Consider the following 22633-nt stretch of genomic DNA (forward strand, 5'->3'; position numbering starts at 1 on the left):
AGGGCGAAAGGAGTGACGACAATCGCTAGATCTCTGGTATGCCTGCGCCTCTTCAGCCAAGCCCCTGAGTATGGGAAGGCTCCGCATTCCCATACTCAGGGGCTCACGCTTAAAGGTCTATCAGGCAACCACGACTTTTGCCTTTCTGCGGCGGATCAACCCTGCTGTTAAGTCGTAGTAGTAGACGGTAGCTGGAGCTGAGCATCGCAGGTAGTGCTCCAGAAACCATCTCACGTGCTTTTCTCTCCAGGACCAGGGAGTCGCGCAACCCCAGCGCTCACGAATCACCTCGTGCATCCTCTCTGCTTGCCTGATGTGCCGCTGCCGCGTGGCATGTGCACCTTTGAGCACGGGGCGCAGAAACAACGCTATGTCGAACTCGGACGTCATCGCCGACCTCCGATGTAGGCACTCACCACATCGATGCGGTTATGTCCCAATTCGTGGCTGATCTGCTGTCGTGCACGCAGATCAAGCTCTCGATCTTCTCGATGAACACGACCGCCATTGACGGGTGTATTCAAGCCAGTCAGTTGCTCATAACGCTCACAGGCGTAAGCCGCCCGCAACTCATGAAAGCCTCTCAATCCATGCTCATGCAAGATGCCCCGTGCCGGTCGCACAACTGACTGTATAAACTCTTTGTAGCTCTCGTTGGGGGCCAACAGGTTCCGACTGCGACTGGGTGAAGCCTCCCAGGCCCTATCCAAGGTGCCACGGATTTGATCGGTGACCGCGATCCAACGCGGCGCTGATGAGCCTGACCGACCACCTTTGGTTCCATCCTGGATGTTGATCTTGCCCAGTTGCCGAGCCTCACGTTGCAGTCGGGGCAGATCCGCCAGGATCGCCTCACGCAAGCGCATACCAGTATCCCGGGCCAGATGCACAATTGCGGCAACACGCTGCTGACCTCGCTCTGACAGTGCCCGTGCGATCAACTCGACCTGCACACGGTCTTGGCCTTGCGGGGGCTCACTACGCACGCTTGAGCGCTGCAAGCCCAGCGCCTTGCTCGGACTGGGGATTTTGACGTACTGATCACCGCGCAGCGCGGCCATCGTTCGGTTGACGCTGGACAGGCGGTTCTGCGCGGTGGCGATGCCGACGTTGCCCTGATCAACCTGCTCCCGCATGTGAGTGGCGTACCGCATGAGGATCTCGCGGCCGATCTGTCGCGCGTCATTGAGCCTCGGGCCTTCCTCGGAACGACACCAACGCACAAAGGCCTGCCAGCGATCGCTATGGGCTTTGACGGTAGCAAAATGGCCGTCGCCAAATAGATCTTTCAAGGCTTGCGGTCCGGCATAGCTGAGCTGGCGACCGAAGCCGAAATTGCGCCCAAATCGCTTACCAACCCGAGCCATTTTTCTTTTCCTGATCGACTGCAGCGAGATCATGCAAAAGGGCTCGCCAGTGCGCGTTCACGATGGGGATCTGAGCCCAATCGGTCGGGCGAAAACACAGCGTGTTGTCGGCGACGTAAAGATGTGCGCCCTCCTCTTTCAACCACTGAATGATGGCGGTCGTCGAGGTGATAGTTTTACGGACGGTGGCGACATCGGCGACAGCGGCGACAACCCTTGCTCTGCCTGGCTTTGAGTGTGGCGACAACGTGGCGACAGTAGCGGCGACAAATCGCGCTTTCGGCTCCTTTTGGCGCTGAGCGAGATGGTTGCGTAGCGCTTCATCAAGATTAAACATGGCGCACCTCGAAGGTGTGGCCGTCGGTGATCAACCACTGATGATCAAGCAACTCGACTAAAAGCTTGGTGGCATGGCGACTGCTCTTACGAGCAAAGCGGGGCCCGTTGCGGTTCAGGTCTCGAATACTAAAGCGCTTCCAATCTTTGACCTGCAGCCAGCGCAACAGCCGGTCCGCCTCCTCCTTAACTCGACACACTGGCTCCTGCTCAGTCAGACGCTGGATCTCGGTGAGGTAGTAACCGACTAAGGCCGAGGCCCGTTGGATATGGTCGACCTCCACGACGCTGCTCTCCTCCACAACTGCAAGAATGCCGGCGACGCGCAGCAGGTTATCGGCGGCCTTCGATCCGCTAGGCCGTACGCTGGCCAGCTCGCCAAACTCACCCAGTTGGGCTTCGATGGCATCATGCAGATCAATCCAGCGACGACGAGCCAGTGGACTGAGGCTCAGCGGTGATAGACGCAAGGCACCGCCAGCGGAAAGTGACCAAGGCTGATAAAACAGAGCCGAAAGGCGGTGATGATAGCGCTTGAGGGCGGCATCTTTGGACAAGTCGACAGCCTGGTAGCTACGTTGCCCGGCTACACTGGTGGGCCAGGTCATCAGGCAGCGGCCGAGAATGCCTTGCCCTTGCAGCAACGGGTCACTGAGTAACTGCATGGCTAAATATGGTTGCAGCATCAGATGCAGGCTCAAGCGCCGGTCGTAGGCTCGCAAGCTTTCACCAACCATGGAGCGCGCGCGATCTATCGGGCTACCGTCCCAGAGTGACGACAAGGTTGTGACCGCCTTCAAACGGTTATCCCGACTCATGGTGCTGCTGCCGAGGAATTGTCCGCCCTCGTCACAGAACAGGCCCATGCTCGGCAAGTCATGACAGAGCCCCTTGATCAGGGCCTCGATAGTCGGGTCTGTGGTTATCAGCCTAGGGGCTGAAGGCTCTGCTTCGAGCGGCACCCCGTTCGTGGACTCAGGATCGGCAGGGTTGATACGCTGCGCCTGCCGTTGTGCGGCACGGTGCTGTGCAAGCTGTTCGCGGTAACGCTGCCACTGCTCACGCTCCCATTGCCGTGCTGGCAATAATGCACATCGATCTGCTGCCGTTTTGCGATCGCCGGACGCGGCCACCGTGATCAGGTACAGCGACAGCGGATAATTTCTTCCGTCGAGCTGTAAGCCCGCATGACCTTGAGTGGCCAGTGCCGAGGCAGCCAACACCGATTGCGCGGCCAGTGCCTGAGGCACGCCGATGACCTCGGCCATGCGCTCCACCGCAGGCCCAAGAATCCCACCCAGTGCCTGCACCGGATAAAGCTGGGCCACAGGATTCGACTCAATCAGCGGACGTGGTAGTTCAAGCTTCGGATCTAACTGCTGCATGGCCCCTCTCCTCGTTCATTGCTGGTTGTCCTCACGTATTCCCGCCACGGCTGTTGAGTGTTATCAGGGATCAAGGCCCCTGCGGCCTGTGAGGTGTTCACTGACGCGGAACGCACGGCTCCTTACGACCGGGAGCGAGGGCATGAACCCAAAGACCTGACCTCCTTCGCGCATCCGAAGATACGGGCGGGTGGAGGCTGTGCCGACTGACGAGTTCGGCGCCTAGAGATCCTGGGTGGGAGAAGGCAACGACATGGACACCTGAGGCATGCCTGACTATCAGTCAGGTGCAGCCCTTCCATAGGCTGCGGCAACCGGCGCCTGTGTCGTTACGGATGGCGACGAATCGGATTTGTCAGATCGATTGTCACGAGGAGAGTTGCAGCAATGCCCTGTACGACGCGGCTTGCAGCAGTGTTACGAACGCCCGTCTCTTTCCAGGAGAAAGAGACGGGCACGGCCTGGCGCAGTGAAGTGTGCCGAAAGGTGAAGTTGCTGCAGCGCAGCGAGGAAGGTCCATCGTCTGCCGCAGCAGACAGATAAGTCGAGTAGGCATCCATCACTCCTGGGGAGTGACCGTGCGAGCCGCCGGACGCTAATCGCACTTCGGGAGAACCACCACACAAATGGCGTAGCCTTGAAGGCTCTGGCTACCTGGGCTGGTGCTGTCAACGACAGCGGTCCATGCGCCAATTTTTATACCCACTCGAAAAGGCGGTCAAGCCTCATGGCCAAAGCGTACAAAAAGTGGCGACAGTCGCCACTTTTGTCGCCAGCCTCTAGGCCCCGTTCTGCGGGGATTGTCGCCAGTGTCGCCGGTGTCGCCACGTCCTAGCCATACCCTAAAACAAGATTGGCTCTGACACTCTTCGAATGCGCTTCGCGCGATAGAGATCGTGGGGAATTACTGACGGGATACGACGGCGAGAAGCTAATCAAATTTGAAAAAGAACTGGAGAGCAAGTCGGCTTCGAAAAAAGCGAGTGAACCCTCCGATCGGCGCGATCAAAGATCGCTGGATCGGAGGGTTTGGCGGGAAAAGCAAAATCTCAAAGTCAATTACAGAATCAGGCATCAAAGCTGGTTGTTCGAGGGGGTGACCGCCTCAGGCCGCATGATCAGCGTCTGCTGCAACCGCAGCAAAAAACCGGCTTCAAACGCTTCCTGTGGATCACCTGGGTGATGACGCTTTCGGTTCTGCGCCAGTGCCCACCATAGCGGTAGTGATGAACCGTCAAGCCACGTCTGCGCACAACGAACGCCGTCCTCAATCATTGAGCTAAACTCATTGCTCCAGGGTGTTCGAATACCCGGACAGCCTTCAGCGGACGGGACAGCGTAGTACTCACCGATATGTTGATGGATGCGTTGAGCCGGAATACCAGTCAGATACCGGAACGCTTTGTCGAACAACACGGCGGCATCATCCAGCAGCTCTACCGCCAGCTCTACCTCCTGCGGAAAATGCAGCAAAATACTCTGTGCCCCATTAAGCCGAAGCGTAGCAGCCTGTCGCAGTTTAATGGCAGCATCTTCAGGGGTGAGCGATGCAGTATCAATGGTGTTGGGTTTGGGAAGGTTGGCAAGAAGCGAGAGATCAAACATCACGGAGTCCTCCGAGATAGTTTGCGGTACCAAAAAAACGGCCGGGGTGGCGCACGAGCTTAAAAGGGGGACAGGGCATTTTCCTTATCTCCTCGGACAGTTAAGGAGCCGTCCACCCAACCGTTCTGACACGAAATGGGTGGCGGACCGTACGGGGGTCAGAAACCGGCGTCCGAGGGAACCGGCCAGGCCGAAGCCTGCCCCGCACGGACCGCCATAGAAAAGCAGCAGCTAAGCCTCTGTAAGCACTTAATCACTAGCTATGGCGCTATGCGCCTCGAACAATGCAGGTTCTGACACCCGGTCACGGGATTGACCGCGACGGAGCAAAGCGTAAATGTGAAGCCGCAACAACACAAGAGTGCAATGGCAATCAACTCCATATGCAAATGAAAGGCGCCAGTAAAACGCTAACGCTCGCAGGTGCCTGGTGGCTCTATCGCCTACGTATGACCGAGTGACTACAAACTCCGACCGCACTGCTAGAATCGGCACATATGGCCACCCTCTAGAGAAATAGTATGAATACAAAGTTGACGGAAGAAGAAATGCGCCTGGCGCTATTCGGTGAAATTGAGTCTCCTAAACCGGCAATTAACTCACACACGCAAGGCACCGCTCCGGATGTCGTATTCGTACAACCTGTAAAGGAAGCGAAGAAAAGGAAAGTCTCAAGAGCCTTCACGCCAAGACTGAAAGTCACGCTTCGGGTGGGAAACGAGTTTGAAGGCCAAATGAAAGAGATGGTACATGAGGTTGATACGTTGAGCTCGCTCATCGCGGAGCAAGAAGCTGTTAGAACCGCCAGGAAAAAATTTAGATTTGTGGAAGTGATATTGGTTGAGTCGATGTAGGCTAGATTTTTAGCCTTGCATTACCGCGCCCCTTGGATTGGACTCCGTAAAGGCAGAAAAAAATAAACCATTTCTGGAACCCACTAAACACTACATAGTGATACTTTTATCTAAGCACCAATGGAGACCGGGGCCAGCAACCGCTCAATCCAAAAGCGCTACTTGACGCTGCTCAACGCGCCAAAGACCGCTACAATCTCAGAAATGTTTTCATTGCGAGATAATGCCATGGACGATGACAGCCAGAGCACTCTTGACCCTTTGCTTGAAAATATCCGGTGGCCATCCGATTTTATTGGGCAGCAACTTTTCATCCAAGGGGAAGACTGGCAATACAACGCTATGCTGAACTGGTCTCACTTCCGAGCTGATCTCTACGCCTTCGCATATAAAGACGCTGCTGATGGCTTGATGGAAGCCATGGCAAATCGAAAAGTGCCACTTGATAGCGGAATCTATCCGCTGCTGTTCTTGTACCGACATGCTCTGGAGCTACAGCTTAAGCTGATGCTGACGACAGCTCGTAACTTAGCAGGCCTAGAGGCTAGAAACTATGAAAAACATTCATTGATGCCAATGTGGTCGGAGTTACGCAAACTGCTTAAAGAGCTCGGCCCGAATCAACCGGAAACCGAAGTCAGTGCGGTTCACGGCTTTATTCGCCAATTAAACGACGTCGATCCGGATTCAATGGCGTTTCGCTACGCAACGACCAGATATGGTAAAGAGCACCTGTCCGACATTACGCACATCAACATCCGGCACTTACGGGATGTGCTCGATAGCATCTTCCTTTGGCTCAACGGCGCGTATGACTGGCTCGGGGAGATGGAGTCCAATCAGCCAGACTACTGAAGGATTGCTACCCAGAACCAGCGTTGACTCGGTTTCGTCAGCAACCCATCATTTGTTTAGTAGGCAGGATCTGAGAGCTAGCCCCCCCGGGGAGTGGGAGCATTGGCCAAAACGGTCAGTTGAATAAGGCCGATTCCAGCCAGTAGCTGTCGTCCAGGCCTAAAGCAGCTACCGTCCAGAATCGGGCCTCAGCCAAAGCACTAGTTTCGGTCAGTACCCGTCACTCAAGGCGCCTACGAAACGTGCGGAAATTCAGATAACATCAGCGCACACAAAAATTCATTCTGCGTATCATTCAGGACAGGACGTCATGTTAAGCATTTCCAACGGACTTAAAACCTTCAGACCAGGCAGAGCCAGACCGGCGCACGACGACTATTGTGCTCACATGATATTTAGCAATCTTCGCCAATTCACGCCACTTTATAGTTAACACTGTACATCCTTCTAGCCAAACACAAAGCTGTCATCCGTGACATTTTAGGAGAAGAAATGAACGTCACACCAAGAGATGAAAAAATAAAAAGCGTTTTTGATGACATTATCTCAGATAACATCGATTTGAGACCTGACTTCCAGAGAGGAGAGGTATGGGACTCAAACAAAAAAAAATTATTGATAGACTCAATCTTCCGCGGATGGCAGGTTCCTCCAATTCACTTGGTACGTATAGATGCGCATAAAGCAGAAGTTCTTGACGGCCAACAACGACTAACAGCCATTCGAGACTTCATGCAAAATAAGTTTGCAATGGATGGTGCAATTGAACCCTTAGATGACGATATTGTTGAGTTAGGAGGGTTAAAATATTCTGCTTTACCTGAAGATAAAAAACTAGAATTCCAGCGGTACCTGCTAAAAATATATGAAATCACCCATTACAACCATGGTGAACCCGGCGAGTTATTTCATCGTCTCAACCAATCAGTAAAACTAACGTCAGCTGAACAACGCAATGCTTTTTTCGGCAGCATAAGAGATCAGGTTTCATCGTTGGTTTCCTACATGGCAAAACAGGGGATCGACAAAACAGTTCTTGGATTTTCCAACTCTCGCATGGCGTATAACGATCTACTGACAAGGGTTTGTTTTATTTTAGAGAATTCAGGCCTAAGAACTCCAATCAGCGACCGCTCACTAACCGCGAGATTTAGAAACAAGGAAGGGTTTTCTCCAGAAATCACAAACGCAGTCAAAGGCGCAATTGACTTCCTTGTCCAAGTCAAAGAAAACTTAATATCAAGCGAAGATGATATAAATTTGACAAAGGCCTCGTCATTTAACTGGCTGTATCTTTTAGCTAGCGAATTGATTGACGGAGGCGATTTACACGATGAGCAGTTCTTCAGAGGCTTTATCTATTTAGAGCTCGCAAAAAATAAAGTAAAAAACAACTTACAAATTGACAAGAGCATTGCGGATTATTTTGGCTTTGACCGAGGCTCTCTGCGTGAGCTTTTACTTCTATATATCGAGCGATCATCATCACGCGTAACATCCACAAGTTCCATCCTAATTCGCGATATGGTTATAAATATCAGCCTAGCCTTATCAGGCTATAAAAATTGTTCTCTATACCGAGCGGAGGACGAAACAATCGCAGCTATTATAGAATCAATAAGAGATGGCAGCGATGAAATAAAAACGCTAATCGAGGATGCTGCAGTAAAATGGAGGATGGAGTAATGAGATTAGCAGCTATCAGTGATGCTTGGCGCAATGTATTGAAAATTGATAAATACCCGTGCCGCCTTTTGGACATTAAAGCTCGTGGTATCTCTGGATTCAAAAGCGAAGTCGACCTAAACTTCAAATCTGCAATCACCGCTATATGCGGAAAAAATGGTGTTGGAAAAACCACTTTAATAAAATTCTTATATTCCGCATTCAAAGATGGTGACGTTACCGGGGCCCATAGCAAATTCTCTGATTCTGATTTTGAGGCAACCATTGTTAAAAACAGCAAGGTTTGCTCCCCAGAGGACACCATCCTTGGTGGTTTCAGCGCCTATTACTTGGAACCCTCACGGGAGTGTACCAGGATCATAGAGTATTTAAGGAGCACTGATAATGTGGAAGAGCTTCTAGAGGGAGTTGACGACAATCGCTCTTTCAATGAACCTAAATTCAAGTCCATGATTGAAAATCTGGTCGGAAAAAGTTATCAAACACTAGTTTTCTATGAGGTGCCTGATGCAATGCCACACGAGTATGGATTCCCTTTTCCTTACTTTAAGGTAGTGCTCCCTAACGGTTCAAGCTATACAAATACCGACATGGGGATGGGCGAACTAGCTTGCTTATACGTCGCATGGTTTATTTATCACTATATAGAACCAAAAAGCCTGCTATTCATAGAAGAGCCTGAGAACTTTATTTCGGCGTACAGCCAGCTACGCTTAATGGATATGATTGCAGACCAATCGTTCGCTCAGAAGCTATGGGTCATTTTATCAACTCACTCAGAGCACATCCTGTCCAAAGTGGGTATAGATAACATCAGAATTTTGTCACAATATTGTATGGAAAACCGTTCGGCCATCTCTAATCCCAAGCATGTAAAGAAATATCTTTCAGCATTGGGGCTATCCAGCAACACTCTAGGCATTTACATTGTAGAAGACGAATTAGCAAGATTTTTCCTTGAGTACATACTGGACAAAATGGATCCAGATATGCTCACAGACTTCTCTGTAATTCAGATGCGTTGTGATTCTAATATTGAAAAAATTGTGAAGCATTACGAACCTACGCCGAGCCCGCCATTTGAAATCATCGCAGTTCTAGATGCAGATCAATCAGCAGAAATAAAGCCGCTATCCGGAAAACATATTTACACAACTGCACTGCCATCAGCACAAAAACTCACACCAGAACTTGAGATTTGGACAGTTTTAGATTCCCATATAGATGATATCGCGCAATGGCTAGATATTGGCGCTGATCGTTTGAGAGATGCAATTGAAGACGCTCGCCATGGAGATCATCACGATCGTTACGCAAAAATAGCGCAGGCGTGCAGAAAAAACAAAAGGGATCTTGTCGATGCAGTACTAAGAAAGTGGTATCAGTTCCCGGAGAACCAAGCCCTTGTAATGAAGTTCTACTTGGCGATAAAACTTCGAAAAGAAAACTGTGCGGTGCAACGAGTAGCCGAGTCTCTTGAAATGGAAATTATTGCACCTAGCTTTACGACGCACTTGGAAAAAGATCAATGCAATGTGAATTGCGCAGAGCACTCAAAACCTTATTTCGAGGCCAGGATTGGCTTTGATGGTGCACATTTTTTTGCGTAACTTAAAGGATTGACACATGCACCAGCCCTATATAGGTGGAGTTCGAATTCTCTACAGCCTCGATGCGCCCCTAAAGCTTTTTGCAATTACCCTTTCACCTGCGTACGGGGTATCACGCCTTGCGGGATTAACCGGTTACCGCTTTAGCGGGTAATTGATCGGTCTCACGCGCCTGCTGTGTCAGCAGGCGCTTGGGGACCGCCCCCAAATAAACATACGGGTGATGACAATTCCGCCGCATCGACTAAATCAAACTCGTAAGCGGTCCCACCCGTTTTCCATTGCACAGTGATCCGTGAAAGATTCAGTTTCACGTCCGAGAGACTGCAGGCGATCTCAGCTCAATTGTGCCAATGAGTGCGGCCGTGTGATAAAGGTATCGCAACTACGCCAACCCAGCGTTTCCAGCTGTAATCAAGTGCTTTACTAGTGGCTTAGCTTTTGTCCACCAGATCGCGCTGAGCGACAATCTACGCGTGCGGCCTACCCATTACCGGCGGGCTTTTCACTGCAGTACGTGGGGCCCAACTTCGAAGCCAAGTAGCGCGTTTAGCGCTCGAAGTGACCTCATAGAGGCGTAGGTCGAAATCACCAAAAATGCCATTATGTATTCTGGAAGGTGCATATGAACTGCAAGTCCAGCTACGTAATACGTCCGCAAATAGCCATATTAGCAGAGTCATAAAAAATGAAAAAACAGCAAATCCGTATGCAGATACCAAACACGCCGGAAAATCGTGCGCATTTAGAGTTCATACGGCAATGGAGCCAAATGATCCCGACCCTTTTTTTCTTGGATCTCTGCACAATCAGTCACATCAAAAAATCGCTCGAACGCGACTCTGATGGAGCTCCGCCTGAGCCTAAGTCATTGGCCTGGCTGAGGAAGAATGATCTGCCGCACAACGGTTTTTCGTACCTACCCGCTCTCATGGAAAAAGCTAGTGATGCTCAGAGCAATTTCGATGTTGAAGGATTAACGCAGGAGGCTATCCGCGATTTGACAGCCTTGAAAGGCTTTTTCAAACAAGCCCGGGTTCTAGAAGATATTGACCTCGCCTCCAAGTATATATCGACTCTCAAAGGCATACACCCGGAGATCTTAGGTCCTAGCTATCACGATTTTTTGAGCTTCGTTAATGGGCTACGGATTTTCAATGCTATCGCGCCGGCCAAAAGGTACAAGGCGGCCCAAAATATTTGCGAGAAGGCTGCGAGCCTCAGCATTCACAAGGGGCACCCGTTGATTTTGGCGTCTCTTGCGTGCATTTACGGCTGTGTAGCCGCGAAAAAAGTGCTCAAGTTCAAGGACGACCCTGCTGATTTTAGCCCTAGCAACGCGCTGGGTGATGTGCAAGTTATTCAAAGGGTTGGGCAACTCACACAACTGATAGAACAAAATGAACGAGAATTTGCTAGAACTCAATTCGTGACCGATGACAGGCACCTGCAGGACTTCTACAAGTTCTTTTTTGTCAATGAGGTAGTCTCGGAGGAAGGGAATGACTCAACGTCCATAAAATACGAAATGACGATCCAGGCAAATATGCTATTTCCAGATCTTTTCGATGAGGATGGCTTCGCTAAAGGTGAAGCCGAAAATGAAGAGATCCTGAAAATATACGCCCTCGTGGGTTTCCCTAATGAGGCAAGCGCCACCTAATTGTTTAGGTGATCTGTTCAGTAGGTTTCATTTTTAACCATCTGCCGAATTCACCGACCCGATCCCAGCTTCTCGACTTGAAAATACGTCGGAATCATCACCTTCAGTGCTGGAGTTCGGCAGGCGTTTCGGCGAGTCCATACGCTGGATTGGTACAATGAGCCGCTTACCAAGACTTAAAAGCCCTTTTGGTATTGCGTGTACGTTAAAATTATGCAAAATAACGTACTTCATTGGAAAAAGCATGCAGGCTCATGAGTATCTACGTTCATTCTTTTCCCTGCGTTAGAGGAATACAGGCCGGGAGGCCATGCTACATAGCAATGTGCCCTATGCGTCTTGTACCCAAAATATTCATTTTCAATGAAGAAAATGTGCCTGCGGACCTGCGCGCCCAGCGCACCCTGAACCTTGCAAGGGTTCCTGAGATTTCAGCGTATTTGCTTGACAATCGCGACGATTACACCCTATCCGCAATCACGGCTTCTGTGGATGGCGTTGTCCATTTCAATCCCGCTTTCGATACAGGCCTTGAGCAAAGCATTGGCACACTGACCATACCGATGGAGGCTCAGATACTAATCAATGACGGTCAGCACCGACGCGCAGCCATTGAGCAAGCCATTCGCGAGAATCCAGAACTTGGCTACGACAACATTCCCGTGCTTTTCTTCATTGATGAGGGCCTGAATCGTAGTCAGCAAATGTTTGCCGATCTCAACAAGCACGCTGTGCGGCCGAGTAACTCCATCAGCACGCTTTACGATCATAGAGACCAAATTTCTGATCTAGCTAGGTATCTCGCCAAAAATGTAGAAGTTTTTTCCAGGATGACGGAGCTAGAGAAATCTAGCCTATCACCTCGCAGCTCTAAGCTATTCACCCTCAGCGCCATAAAAAACGCCTCCCGCGTCTTATTGAAAAAAGGGAAAGGCGATTTCATTGCGCAGAATGAGCGGGAGCTCGCTAATACGTTCTGGGAAGAGGTTTCCTTGCAGATGCCCGATTGGATCAGAGCAAAAAACAAAGAGCTGTCAACGTCCGAATTACGGGACAATTACATTCATGCCCACGGCGTCATGCTGCAAGCAATGGGACTTGTCGGAGCTGAGCTGATTATCCGCAAGGAATCCGAATGGAAATCAACCCTCAGCCAGCTCCGTCATATCGACTGGTCAAGGGCCAACCCTGAATGGGAAGGCCGCGCGATGGTTCACGGTCGGATCTCCAAAGCCACAACGAACGTGGCGCTCACAGCAAGTCTTATCAAGAAAAAACTTGGCGTACCGCTGTCCACGGTTGAACGAGAGTTAGAAAACAGGTTTCCTCAAAAATGAGTAATGATCAATTTCTCTATCCATCGCACGATGACTTCGTCCAAGAAGCGATCATTTCTGGTAGGCCGTTAGCAGACGCTGTCCGTGAGCTTCAAAGCATTTATAAGGCCGATAATCGCCCCTGGGTAGTCGGTTTCAGTGGCGGCAAGGACTCTACCGTCATCCTTTCGCTCACATACTATGCCCTGAAGATGTTGCCCCCAGAGGAGCGCCATAAGCACGTATATGTCGTCTCCTCCGACACACGAGTAGAAACTCCTGTAGTAGTCGACATGATCCGCCAAGTGCTTGATTCAGTGAACGCTCAAGCAGTTGAAGATCAGATTCCGATGACAGCCCATTCTGTCACCCCTAAAGTTGGAGAAACCTTCTGGGCCAACCTCCTAGGTAAGGGCTACCCAGCGCCGACCAAGGCGTTTCGCTGGTGCACAGAGCGGATGAAAATCGATCCAGTTAGCGAGTTTATCAAGGACAAGGTAGCCCGGTTCGGTGAAGTCGTGGTGGTGCTCGGCTCGAGACGTGAGGAAAGCAACACGCGTGCGCAGGTGATCACACGCCACAAAATCGATGGATCTGCTTTGGGTCGGCATAGCACCCTGCCAAATGCCTATACCTATATGCCCATTGAGCTATGGCACGCTGACGATGTCTGGGAATATCTCATGAGTGCCGCCAGGCCTTGGGGGGGTCCAATCGAGTGTTGTTTGAGCTGTACAAAGACTCCAACGCTGGCGAGTGCCCACTGGTAATCGACACCAATACACCATCCTGTGGCAACTCACGCTTCGGCTGCTGGACGTGCACCGTGGTGACTCATGACAAAGCGATCGAGGGTCTCGTAAACAGCGGCGAGGATTGGATGCTGCCGCTACTGCAGTTCCGCAACCAGCTGCATGCCAGCTCACTCCCCGAAAACAAAACTGAATACCGTAACTACAAACGTCGTACCGGGAAAGTGACCTTCGCGAGAGGGGCTATAGACGACGACACGAATGCTGCAACCAAACACGTGCCTGGCCCGTATTGGATGAAATATCGCAAAGAGTGGCTGAAGCTGCTTCTGGAAATTGAGAAAGGTATCCGTGAGACGGATCGTGATATCGAACTGATCGGCCGTGATGAGCTGCAAGTGATTCGCCAGCAATGGCTAAAAGACCCGAATGAGCCGGACTGGATTGATTCACTCCCTAAAATTTACGCCGAGGTCTATCCGGCGGATACGGTTGAGTGGATCAAGAATGACGCTGGCGCCTTCACTGAGCCCGATGCGGCCATCCTCAACGCATTGGAGCAGGAGCACGGAGTGCCGGCGGTCCTGATCATGAAGCTGATCGATACCGAATTATCATTCTCAGGCCTCTCACGTCGGAAAGGAATTCTGGAGGAGCTGCAAAAAATCCTGGAGCAAGACTGGGGGGGACTGGATGAAGCGCTGGAACGTCGCGCCGTACCTACAGTTAACGATACGTATAAGACCGCTTTCGAATCTCTGAAAGCCGAACTAGATGGCTTGTTGCAATGATTATAGATTCCCTTTCAGTACTAGATTTCCGAGTTTTTAGCGGAGCCCACGATTTTGATCTGGTTCCTAAGATCAAAAGAGGCAAAAACGCACCTATAGTTTTGTTCGGCGGTTTAAATGGCGGCGGCAAGACAACCATTCTTAGCGCGCTAAAACTTGCCTTGTATGGCAAAGGCGTACTTGGCTCTGGCGCAACAGTTGTCGAATATCACCAATATCTTCGTGACTGCATCCATAGAGCACACAACAGCATTGCCAAACCTACACGGGCGGCTGTCGAACTTACCTTCCGCTATGCGCAGTATGGAATCATCTCGAGCTATCAATTGACACGGGATTGGTTTGTTGATCATGCCGGCAAGATCAAAGAAGGCCTTATAATTTCTAGAGACGGCCAACACCTGACCGAGCTTTCATATGATCAGGCCCAAGCTTTTCTTAACGAGTTGATCCCGATTGGCGTATCTGAGCTGTTCTTCTTTGACGGCGAAAAAATCGCAAGCCTCGCTGAAGAAACATCCGGGGACGCGCTGCGAGAGTCGATCAACAAACTTTTAGGCTTGGACCTCATCGATAGGCTGCATTCTGACCTATCCGTGATCATCAGAGGCCGCTCAGTAAAAAAAGCATCTGAAGATCGCAAGCAAAAAATAGCTGAAGCAGAACGAACTTACGAGGATCTAAAGAGGCAGCTCTCTGATACACGCGAAAAACTTGTCCATATGCGTGTCAATACCGTAGAAGCTAACAAAAACCTGGCCAATATTGAGGCAAGTATTAATGCGCGCGGCGGTGCCTGGAGCGCTACAAGAGAGGAGGAAACGGCTAGTCTTGACTCACTGGTTATTGAGAAAAAGGCCATAGAGCATACTTTGCATGAGATGCTGAGTGGCTTACTGCCGTTTGCAATTACCCGGAAATTGAACGAAAAACTCCTCGATCAACTGGACTCTGAGCAGCGTGCCGAAAAAGCTCAGGTTCTTTCTGAATATCTGGAGCGTCAGAAAAATAATTTCCTGACAGAACTCGAATCGACGCTAAAAATCGGCAAGGAGCAACGACCTGCCCTTCAAGATATTTTCCTTAGGACATTCGGTTCAGAGCTCAGTAATAGCGATCGAAGCCTATCGCCGGTACATGAACTCTCGGACACCCAGCGATCCAGCATCACTCACCGCCTGATGAATGATGTGGGAGCGCTCCAACAACGAGCTACTGGTCTAGTGGCAAAGCTTCAGGACACTGATACCGGAATCGAATCGGCTAAAGAAAATATTGCCAGAGCTCCAGAAGAAAAAGTGCTGATGCCACTGTTTAACGAACAAGGGCAACTACAAGGGCGCTTGTCAGTTCTAGAAGAACAAAAATCTTTGATAGTTGAAGAAGCAAAGATGCTTCTCAATCAATTGTCCACTGCAGCACGTCAGTTAGATGAGCTATATACAGAAATTGCAGAGTCCCAAGAAGCAGAGCGTCTAACCGGTCTTGCGCAAAATGCAAGAGAAGTTTTAAGAGAGTTCTCTGCACGTGCTCGCATTGAAAAGCTCAAGGAGCTTGAGTCGCAATTTTTCACATCATTTAACGGTCTCGCTCGCAAAGCAGATCGGAATCTATGCATACAAATTGATCCGAGCTCCTTCGAGGTCGTTCTTATTGATGATGAAGGTGTGACGTTACGTAAGGATGAACTCTCAGCAGGTGAAAAGCAGATTTTCGCAATCTCTATCCTAGAGGCGTTAGCACGAACGTCGGGACGAAGCCTGCCAGTAGTAATCGACACGCCGCTTGGTCGACTCGATTCTGTTCATCGTAAAAAACTCGTAGAGAACTACTTCCCTAAAACTAGCCATCAAGTAATTATTCTCTCGACGGATACAGAAATTGATTACGCTTTTTATGAAGGGCTTCAGGGAAGTATTTCCCACTCTTATCACCTGGTATACAACCCAGAAACTCGATCCACTCAAGCCGAGGAAGGGTATTTCTGGCGATGGGTTAATAACGCATGAATAAATTTCCGCATAAATTTAAGATATCCAGTTCATCGACCGCAAAACTAAAATATCTGAAGTCCAAGACTGGTCTAACGCCTAACATTTTAAGCAGGTACGCAATCGCCCTTGCACTGGCCGATGAAAATGGCCTAGGCAATGCAAGCGTATCGGATTTAGAAGGACAGGAGTTTAATGCTCCGACCCTATTTGGTGAGCACTTGGATATTTACGAAGCGCTGCTCAGACAATTTACACATCAAAGCAATTTGGACTGGGATCCAGTCAGGCATGCGGCCTCTCTGATCGAGGTAGGCCTGCACAAAATGGGGCATGTGCGTTCTATTAAAGATGTAGCTTTACTAATCGGAAAAGTCTGAATCGGGTCTAGCGAGCGAGATAAAATCATTGCCTAACATCTAAAAGTCGACTTGATCTAACTTTTTAACAAAGGAACTCTTAGGTTTAATTTTGTGCGAGCAATCACAAACCTAAGAGTCTTAGCCTATCGAATCTCATAAATGCTACTCCTACGTTGAATTCGGTTTCGATTTTAATGCGTGCGCCTCCCAAGTCCCCAACCTATTAAATTCATCCTGCTACAGGCTATAACGCAACTCCCATACTGGAGTATAAAACGGGTGGGAATGACAAAATCAGCGACGCCGTTACACTTATTACAGCTCCGCATCCATATAACAACCAAGCACACAAAAAATAACTCACTCACAACGACTCAAATATTGACGCCTCAATTAAACACCAACTCCAACTGCATAAGATCCTCCAGCACTTCCACCCATCCATTATATTGTACATGGGTATACGCAAGCTCTAAATCTACGTCCTCCCCCTCCCAACTAACTGTAGGCACCAAATCCCGATGGCATATCATAATCAAAATCTGAATTGAGTACAAAACTAACCGACTACAAAGTTCTACAATTTCATTATCGACATGAGTCTCATCCTCCTGCTTAGTAACAGGCAGCCCAAACGAACCATGAGCCAACCTATTACGTAATTTATAAGCCATATAAATTCCCTGCCCCGCCAGAGACACATGCTCACCAAAATGGCCAACTCCTATATATTTGCCATAATGAGACTCATGAAATATCAAGGATTTAAGCTTATCCAGACAAGCAATATAAGATGAAAACCCAATATTAAAAGTTGCGTTATGCTTTAGAAAATAACAAGCGTTATTGATTTTTCCCGACGGATTAGCAATCAGCCTCCGAGGTATCGCCACATCGATAATAGATTCGACCGCTGACCAGATAAAATTAAATCTACACAGAGACGTTACGAGCCTACTTTCTAAGATCTCTTGGTGCTGGGAGAAATCATCCGCTGATTCACAATAGCCTAGAGTAATATCAAATCTTTCACGACTATAATTAACACTATCTACTCCCGAAGCAATCCCTAACATTGAGATGCCCACCAACCACTCTTCATCGTAATCAGATTCCATTCCGTGGACAAACAACTGGACTATGGCCGCACAATGAGCATCTATAGATTTCAAACTAAAACCATTCACGGCTCACCGTCCCTATCAAAACCAAACACCAGTAGTTTCAATTAGAAAAATAAAATCCGAAGTACATCCATACGGCAGTAGATTATAGCCTATAAAAATATAGACACTTTCGAATTACCACAAATTAAAACCAATGCTTATTCTCCGAAAACCAAAAACTCAGATTTCCTATATGATTACGCTACCAACTCTTCAGACACACAAACGCGCCCTCATTAATTCACAGTTTCAAGCGATATTTACTATTAAAAATCATATCAACCTCAAAACATATAACTCAACTTCTTAGCCATCGGATTTCGATCTTATCGGCAAGCTCTAGCTAAGAATCGATTACTGTGGGCGCAATATTGATTCGCCTAATGACTTAATAACGCTCAAATCAAACAACGTGATCGAGGCAAGCGCGCTAAATACATTAGTATTTCAATCCTATAGCATCCTTAATTGATCGCGCAATTATCGAGCGCCCAGAACCTGACGCATTTTTAAACTGTACGTCTGAAAAATCAATATTTCCTGCGGGCGTCAGGACTTTTATGAAATAATTGACACTGATATCCTTATTCTCCAAAGCACCTACAACCGTCAACCGAAGGAGATCCAGTAGAGCTTGTACCCCGATTGTTCTGGTAATAAACGATTCGTCTGTAGCCACACCCCAAAATACAGCATCGCAGGCGGCCAAGTAATTACTTACAATCTTATATATTAGAGCATCATTTCCTTGCAAATAAAGATCGCGCAATGGCGACTTATCCCTACGAAACTCTACCAGCTTTTCTCTAGAACTTTTTTTCCCTGTTAGCATGAAATTAGCGTCACGCTTAGGATTAGATGAAATAAGTCTAAGGATGCCCTCAACTATAACGGCCGTTGACACACGCCAAGAGCGACCTGAAGATAGCGCTAATAGATGTGCATCTTTTTTAGGAGCTATTAACACTCTGCCTTGTACAGGCGAACCGGCCTCGGTACTTAGTTTTCTGGTCAAAAAAACTGCAAGTTTTTCCGGGGTCCAAAACTCTGGAGTCTCATCATCAATATTATAGCCAAACTGCTCATAAGTCAGACTCTTATCGACCGGCTTTTGCGTTGAGTTGATTATAGCGAACAGCTGCGCTTGAAAAGGCAGCGGCAAATCTATGAACACTGCACACACTAAATCCATTTCGAGCCGCTCTGGGCTTGCATTTACGAATCCAAATAGACGGTGCTGGCCATCGATTATTGAGGCAGTTTTAGCCTCAGAAGGAATAGTGAGCTCATAGCCCCCATTTGCCCCTTCTGAAACAGACCATTCTAGTTGCTCGCTTCCAAACTCATCTTGCCCTTCATTATCCAATTCAAAATCTGATCGACTATTAGCTGCTAATATTATCGCATTGGGGAAGGCGGCATCAGACCGATTTATATAGTCCGTAATTGAGTCCAGTCGTTTTTCTTGTCTCTCTCGCTGGGTACCTTCTAGGTGGTAAGTTCCTGTCTCGCTAGAATAGACCGCTCGTAACCGTTCGCTTTCAGCAACTTGAAGTACTATCTTAGCGGGGAGCGATATAACATAAAAGACCCCAAGAGGTTGAAGGACCTGCAGTGCAGGCACCGTCAACGGATACGTAATTGCCTTATTCATTTTCATACCTTAAATCCATCTAAAGTGCCTGAGAGTGGAGTGCTCACATCTGCGGGCCCAGATGCAGCTGTAGGATCCGGCTCTAGGAAATCAGGATTCTTTGCGTTGGCTATCCACCAGCACCATAACGCAAGAGCTGAAAGGATGATTTCAACAACCAAACCAAATGGAGTGTACAACTGCAGAAATCCAATTGAACCGCATGCAACAACAAAAATCAGACAGAGCAATACACCTAACGCACGGAGCATTTTCGGATAATCCCCCATAATAAACTGCAGCATTGATGCACAGCCTAACGAGGGATAAAATACATTTATCGCAAAGCAGATAGTTTTAAAACTGGCTTCATCCGATAGAAGCACGTTAACTCGCACTATCTCCACCCATATTCCAAGGCCGCCAAAAAACAAAACACCGACAAAAAAGAACATCACGAAAGAAGGGTGCCCCCAGGGATCTTTTGACCGTGATGCAAGAGCAGCTCTAAATTGGTACCAATAATTGGTTTCATTCTCATCCATCGTCCGATCCATTCATCTATTTGGAACACTTAATCCATCGATCAGGTATGAATCGCACTGGATCGCTTACCGAAACTCCGAGACTATTTCTTCAAAGATGTTTGGTTTTTCCGCAGTAGTGCTTTAAGGCAGGGCATGTGATTCTCCTTGAAATTCGGCCTTCCGAGCGACTGATAGTAGCAACATACCATCACCTAAGGCTATATCACTCAGAGCCACTGAGCACTCCCGGCTTCAGCCTACTTGCAAGAACAAAAAAAACGTCAAGTTCCGGCTAGGAGGTCGAAAATGATGAGGGAACGCTTGGTTCGAAATAGCGAGAATGTGGCTCAAGGCCGAGATCCCGGTTGCTTGCAGGTGTTTCGGAGGCGTAAGAGGAAGCGAAGCAAATATGGCGCAGCGGATCAAACGACCTTCCGCTCGGAGCTACACAAGGGGGATTACTACCCGACTGAGGTCTAGCGCCCAACTGATCAGGAGCGGGGGCCTCCTCTATAGGGACGCGAATCGACTGCGTAGCCGGCGGCTAAAGAAGCGCTTACCACACATAAATATTCGCGGCATTTCCGGCAATGACCATTCTTGCCCGCACGATACTCTACTGGAACCTCTGAACAATCCTGGGCGAAGCAATTTTCAACTGAACGGTATTCCAACTGGTATTCCAGCCGAAAATAAAAATCGCGTTTAACGTCTGAAATCAAAAAGTTACCGCTGTCATTCAACTTACCCCGGCTCCACCACTTCAACGAAAAAAGACGTCCCTGGACGTCTTTTTTTGTGCCTGAAAATCAGTGAAATCAAGGGTTAGCGCTACGGGGCTCCTCAAAGGTTTTTTGAGTTCCAGCCGTTTGGGTATTCCAAATGGTATTCCAAGCTCTCCGGTGCAATTTTTGGAATACCAAAACGGTGTCAGAGGTAGCTCTCATGCCTCCTCCAGCCCTCCGCCTCTCTGATCGCCAGCTCAAGGCAGTCAAGGCAAAAGGCAAGGACTACGTCCTCAGCGAACAGGATGCCGGATTCAGCGAGGAGGATCTGGCGGCGATCTGGAGCAGGAATCTGTTGCCGGCGACGCAGGTCGGGACGGGTTGAAGAAGCGTGGCAGTATTGGCATTCTGCCTGGCAATGCACGGACCTGACGGGCTGTCGGGTCATACATCCTGCTCCATTACTTGCTTGGTACCTGCCCATGGACAACGCTGGAACCGCTTTGCTGCCCTTTGTTGGAGAGGATTCGCTGGAGACTCTCAAGAAATCCGTCTTGATGGTCGACAAGGTAGCCCTAGTATTCCTGACGAGCATTCCTCGTGCCAAACGCGCGCGATTTCCCTTGTCAGTTGCCTACTACAATGAAGATCAGATTAGCCGCGTCTCCACCGATCTCACCTTGCTGTTCGACCATGGTCTGCTGGATGCTCCAACGGAAGATCCGAGATCGTCAGGATTCGAGATGGAAGATTTTGACCGCAACCTGCCGGTATGGGTCATTAGGACAGCACAGAGCACGCGCTACTTCCAGCCAGGGAAAGGTTCATTCGAAGAAACTCTGTCAGAGATGATTCGTCCCGAATTGCTTATAGACGCGACGCCTGAATTGGGAATCTCAGGAATCCGCAACTCGTTGTATAACATCCCCATCATTCTTGACAGCAGGTCCCTGCAACAACAGCAATCCAAGGCCGCGTGCCAGGACAACCAGAATCTCGTTCTAGATCTGATGCTTGCCAACGTTCCCCAACCAAGCCTCGAAACACCATGGGAAGCGATACTGGATTGGCGAAATGATGAGGAAGCGAAGATCAAATTCAGGCGTCTGAAAAACTGGATGAACAAGACCTCCGAACGCAAGGACCTGAACCCCGATCACCTGCGGGATGAGATTCGGTACCTTCTGGATGAATACCAGCAATACATGAAGATCCAGAAAGCGAAATTCTCGACCAGCACCCTGAGAACCATCGTCACTGGCGCTGCGGAGGTACTCGAGTCGTTGACCAAACTCAAGTTCAAAGCCCTCGCCGAGATGCCATTCAAAATCAGCGAGGCTCACCTGGCCGTAAGTGAAGCGGAGTTGAAAGCGCCCGGCAGAGACTTGGCTTACATCGTTGACGCCCACGACAATTTTAAGTGATTCCAGCCAGCCGGAAACCTTCAACCATTCCCCCGAATCTCCCCAGCAAACACCCGAAAGATACCTTTGAAGTACTGTTGAAACGGCCATGGGGCCGGGTTGATGAACAAGCAGGAAGTGCTGCAACGACAATACGGGCTGGGCGACATGGCGCGCTGGTGGCTCGATCAGGATACCGCCACCGACCAGTGCCTTGCTAAGGAAGATATCAAGCCACTCTGTAAGGGATGCTGTGAATGGCCCAGCGTCCGCTCTTGGCCGATTGTGGTGAAGAAGTCGACGTGGCTTGGCTAGCCATACATTGAGTTGTGAAAACGCCGCTTTTGCACGCTGCTATGTCCAATCTGACCTGAGTTTTTCTGCGCAACAACACATGAATTTCAATCTCAGGCGCGTACTTTTCTGCCGTGGAAATTGAAGCCGACTTTTTCAACAGAATCGGCCGACAGCTGTTTTTCATGAAGGGCTGCCATGGGTCGATGGCGGTGAGGCTCGAACCTCTGTTTTCGACCCAATCCCACCTTTCCACTGAAGGCTGCTGCCGACGCATGCCTGCAGGTAACAATGTGTAGTGAACGGACGATG

General features: G+C 49.3%; 21 protein-coding genes. 13 read left to right on the top strand and 8 right to left on the bottom strand.

What is annotated here, in order from left to right; genetic code table 11:
- Positions 1–120: 120 nt before the first annotated feature.
- From C4J89_RS27245 to C4J89_RS22685, 5 genes are all read right to left on the bottom strand, one after another.
- Complete coding sequence (locus C4J89_RS27245) at positions 121–390, bottom strand: hypothetical protein (protein ID WP_124410798.1); 270 nt, start codon at positions 388–390, stop codon at positions 121–123.
- Positions 387–1367: an integrase domain-containing protein gene (locus tag C4J89_RS22670; protein WP_124411227.1), complete on the bottom strand. Its 981-nt coding sequence runs from the start codon at positions 1365–1367 to the stop codon at positions 387–389. The genes C4J89_RS27245 and C4J89_RS22670 overlap by 4 nt, the downstream gene beginning before the upstream one ends.
- On the bottom strand, positions 1351–1704 hold the full coding sequence (locus C4J89_RS22675; RefSeq protein ID WP_124410799.1) for a hypothetical protein: 354 nt from the start codon (positions 1702–1704) through the stop codon (positions 1351–1353). Before C4J89_RS22675 ends, C4J89_RS22670 begins: the two co-directional genes overlap by 17 nt.
- Complete coding sequence (locus C4J89_RS22680) at positions 1697–3088, bottom strand: YfjI family protein (protein ID WP_124410800.1); 1392 nt, start codon at positions 3086–3088, stop codon at positions 1697–1699. The genes C4J89_RS22675 and C4J89_RS22680 overlap by 8 nt, the downstream gene beginning before the upstream one ends.
- A gap of 1074 nt (positions 3089–4162) precedes the next feature.
- Positions 4163–4693 carry a LasR-specific antiactivator QslA gene (locus tag C4J89_RS22685; protein ID WP_124410801.1) on the bottom strand — a complete coding sequence of 177 codons (531 nt, stop codon included), beginning with the start codon at positions 4691–4693 and terminating at the stop codon, positions 4163–4165.
- Between the two features lie 521 nt (positions 4694–5214).
- Here C4J89_RS22685 and C4J89_RS22690 point away from each other — a divergent pair.
- The 10 genes from C4J89_RS22690 to C4J89_RS22730 all read left to right on the top strand — a co-directional run bounded on the left by C4J89_RS22690 (position 5215) and on the right by C4J89_RS22730 (position 16591).
- Positions 5215–5547, top strand: coding sequence for a hypothetical protein (locus C4J89_RS22690; RefSeq protein WP_124410802.1), 333 nt, complete (start codon positions 5215–5217; stop codon positions 5545–5547).
- A gap of 162 nt (positions 5548–5709) precedes the next feature.
- Positions 5710–6402, top strand: coding sequence for a hypothetical protein (locus C4J89_RS22695; RefSeq protein ID WP_256657815.1), 693 nt, complete (start codon positions 5710–5712; stop codon positions 6400–6402).
- A gap of 492 nt (positions 6403–6894) precedes the next feature.
- A complete protein-coding gene (locus tag C4J89_RS22700; protein ID WP_124410803.1) occupies positions 6895–8088 on the top strand; it encodes a DUF262 domain-containing protein in 1194 nt (397 codons plus the stop codon).
- The gene (locus C4J89_RS22705; RefSeq protein ID WP_164487603.1) at positions 8088–9698 is read left to right on the top strand and encodes an ATP-dependent endonuclease; all 1611 of its coding nucleotides are present in this window, start codon (positions 8088–8090) and stop codon (positions 9696–9698) included. The genes C4J89_RS22700 and C4J89_RS22705 overlap by 1 nt, the downstream gene beginning before the upstream one ends.
- A 688-nt stretch (positions 9699–10386) precedes the next feature.
- Positions 10387–11361 carry a hypothetical protein gene (locus C4J89_RS22710; RefSeq protein WP_124410805.1) on the top strand — a complete coding sequence of 325 codons (975 nt, stop codon included), beginning with the start codon at positions 10387–10389 and terminating at the stop codon, positions 11359–11361.
- Positions 11362–11615: 254 nt separating this feature from the next.
- The gene (gene dndB / locus C4J89_RS22715) at positions 11616–12698 is read left to right on the top strand and encodes a DNA sulfur modification protein DndB (RefSeq protein WP_124410806.1); all 1083 of its coding nucleotides are present in this window, start codon (positions 11616–11618) and stop codon (positions 12696–12698) included.
- The gene (gene dndC, locus C4J89_RS27250; RefSeq protein WP_256681757.1) at positions 12695–13447 is read left to right on the top strand and encodes a DNA phosphorothioation system sulfurtransferase DndC; all 753 of its coding nucleotides are present in this window, start codon (positions 12695–12697) and stop codon (positions 13445–13447) included. Before dndB ends, dndC begins: the two co-directional genes overlap by 4 nt.
- Before the next feature lie 56 nt (positions 13448–13503).
- Entirely contained in the window at positions 13504–14220 is a 717-nt protein-coding gene (locus C4J89_RS27255; RefSeq protein ID WP_256681758.1) for a hypothetical protein, read from the top strand.
- The gene (dndD, locus tag C4J89_RS22725) at positions 14217–16229 is read left to right on the top strand and encodes a DNA sulfur modification protein DndD (protein WP_124410808.1); all 2013 of its coding nucleotides are present in this window, start codon (positions 14217–14219) and stop codon (positions 16227–16229) included. The genes C4J89_RS27255 and dndD overlap by 4 nt, the downstream gene beginning before the upstream one ends.
- Positions 16226–16591, top strand: a complete 366-nt coding sequence (locus tag C4J89_RS22730; RefSeq protein WP_124410809.1) for a DndE family protein — start codon at positions 16226–16228, stop codon at positions 16589–16591. The genes dndD and C4J89_RS22730 overlap by 4 nt, the downstream gene beginning before the upstream one ends.
- 371 nt (positions 16592–16962) lie before the next feature.
- Here the strand turns inward: C4J89_RS22730 and C4J89_RS22735 are convergent, their stop codons facing one another.
- From C4J89_RS22735 to C4J89_RS22745, 3 genes are all read right to left on the bottom strand, one after another.
- On the bottom strand, positions 16963–17760 hold the full coding sequence (locus C4J89_RS22735; RefSeq protein WP_124410810.1) for a hypothetical protein: 798 nt from the start codon (positions 17758–17760) through the stop codon (positions 16963–16965).
- Between the two features lie 418 nt (positions 17761–18178).
- Positions 18179–19399: a DGQHR domain-containing protein gene (locus C4J89_RS22740; protein ID WP_256657816.1), complete on the bottom strand. Its 1221-nt coding sequence runs from the start codon at positions 19397–19399 to the stop codon at positions 18179–18181.
- Positions 19396–19917, bottom strand: coding sequence for a hypothetical protein (locus tag C4J89_RS22745; RefSeq protein WP_124410811.1), 522 nt, complete (start codon positions 19915–19917; stop codon positions 19396–19398). Before C4J89_RS22745 ends, C4J89_RS22740 begins: the two co-directional genes overlap by 4 nt.
- Before the next feature lie 927 nt (positions 19918–20844).
- Here C4J89_RS22745 and C4J89_RS27010 point away from each other — a divergent pair.
- The 3 genes from C4J89_RS27010 (at position 20845) to C4J89_RS22760 (ending at position 22342) form a co-directional block, all read left to right on the top strand.
- Positions 20845–21009 carry a hypothetical protein gene (locus C4J89_RS27010; RefSeq protein ID WP_177413016.1) on the top strand — a complete coding sequence of 55 codons (165 nt, stop codon included), beginning with the start codon at positions 20845–20847 and terminating at the stop codon, positions 21007–21009.
- 97 nt (positions 21010–21106) lie between these two features.
- Positions 21107–22048 carry a hypothetical protein gene (locus tag C4J89_RS22755; protein WP_124415622.1) on the top strand — a complete coding sequence of 314 codons (942 nt, stop codon included), beginning with the start codon at positions 21107–21109 and terminating at the stop codon, positions 22046–22048.
- A 102-nt stretch (positions 22049–22150) separates the two neighbouring features.
- Positions 22151–22342, top strand: coding sequence for a hypothetical protein (locus C4J89_RS22760; protein ID WP_124415623.1), 192 nt, complete (start codon positions 22151–22153; stop codon positions 22340–22342).
- The last annotated feature ends 291 nt before the right edge of the window (positions 22343–22633 follow it).

This window comes from Pseudomonas sp. R4-35-07 (genome assembly GCF_003852235.1).
Taxonomy (GTDB): Bacteria; Pseudomonadota; Gammaproteobacteria; order Pseudomonadales; family Pseudomonadaceae; genus Aquipseudomonas.

Bases quoted from the DNA above. Each gene is read 5' to 3' on its own strand.
- C4J89_RS22690 (WP_124410802.1), top strand. From the start codon at position 5,215: ATGAATACAAAGTTGACGGAAGAAGAAATGCGCCTGGCGCTATTCGGT.
- C4J89_RS22705 (WP_164487603.1), top strand. From the start codon at position 8,088: ATGAGATTAGCAGCTATCAGTGATGCTTGGCGCAATGTATTGAAAATT.
- C4J89_RS22745 (WP_124410811.1), bottom strand. From the start codon at position 19,917: ATGGATGAGAATGAAACCAATTATTGGTACCAATTTAGAGCTGCTCTT.
- C4J89_RS22675 (WP_124410799.1), bottom strand. From the start codon at position 1,704: ATGTTTAATCTTGATGAAGCGCTACGCAACCATCTCGCTCAGCGCCAA.
- C4J89_RS22700 (WP_124410803.1), top strand. From the start codon at position 6,895: ATGAACGTCACACCAAGAGATGAAAAAATAAAAAGCGTTTTTGATGAC.
- C4J89_RS22755 (WP_124415622.1), top strand. From the start codon at position 21,107: ATGGACAACGCTGGAACCGCTTTGCTGCCCTTTGTTGGAGAGGATTCG.
- C4J89_RS22710 (WP_124410805.1), top strand. From the start codon at position 10,387: ATGAAAAAACAGCAAATCCGTATGCAGATACCAAACACGCCGGAAAAT.
- dndD (WP_124410808.1), top strand. From the start codon at position 14,217: ATGATTATAGATTCCCTTTCAGTACTAGATTTCCGAGTTTTTAGCGGA.
- dndC (WP_256681757.1), top strand. From the start codon at position 12,695: ATGAGTAATGATCAATTTCTCTATCCATCGCACGATGACTTCGTCCAA.
- C4J89_RS22730 (WP_124410809.1), top strand. From the start codon at position 16,226: ATGAATAAATTTCCGCATAAATTTAAGATATCCAGTTCATCGACCGCA.
- C4J89_RS22680 (WP_124410800.1), bottom strand. From the start codon at position 3,088: ATGCAGCAGTTAGATCCGAAGCTTGAACTACCACGTCCGCTGATTGAG.
- C4J89_RS22685 (WP_124410801.1), bottom strand. From the start codon at position 4,693: ATGTTTGATCTCTCGCTTCTTGCCAACCTTCCCAAACCCAACACCATT.
- C4J89_RS27245 (WP_124410798.1), bottom strand. From the start codon at position 390: ATGACGTCCGAGTTCGACATAGCGTTGTTTCTGCGCCCCGTGCTCAAA.
- dndB (WP_124410806.1), top strand. From the start codon at position 11,616: ATGAGTATCTACGTTCATTCTTTTCCCTGCGTTAGAGGAATACAGGCC.
- C4J89_RS22740 (WP_256657816.1), bottom strand. From the start codon at position 19,399: ATGAAAATGAATAAGGCAATTACGTATCCGTTGACGGTGCCTGCACTG.
- C4J89_RS22670 (WP_124411227.1), bottom strand. From the start codon at position 1,367: ATGGCTCGGGTTGGTAAGCGATTTGGGCGCAATTTCGGCTTCGGTCGC.
- C4J89_RS22760 (WP_124415623.1), top strand. From the start codon at position 22,151: ATGAACAAGCAGGAAGTGCTGCAACGACAATACGGGCTGGGCGACATG.
- C4J89_RS27010 (WP_177413016.1), top strand. From the start codon at position 20,845: ATGCCTCCTCCAGCCCTCCGCCTCTCTGATCGCCAGCTCAAGGCAGTC.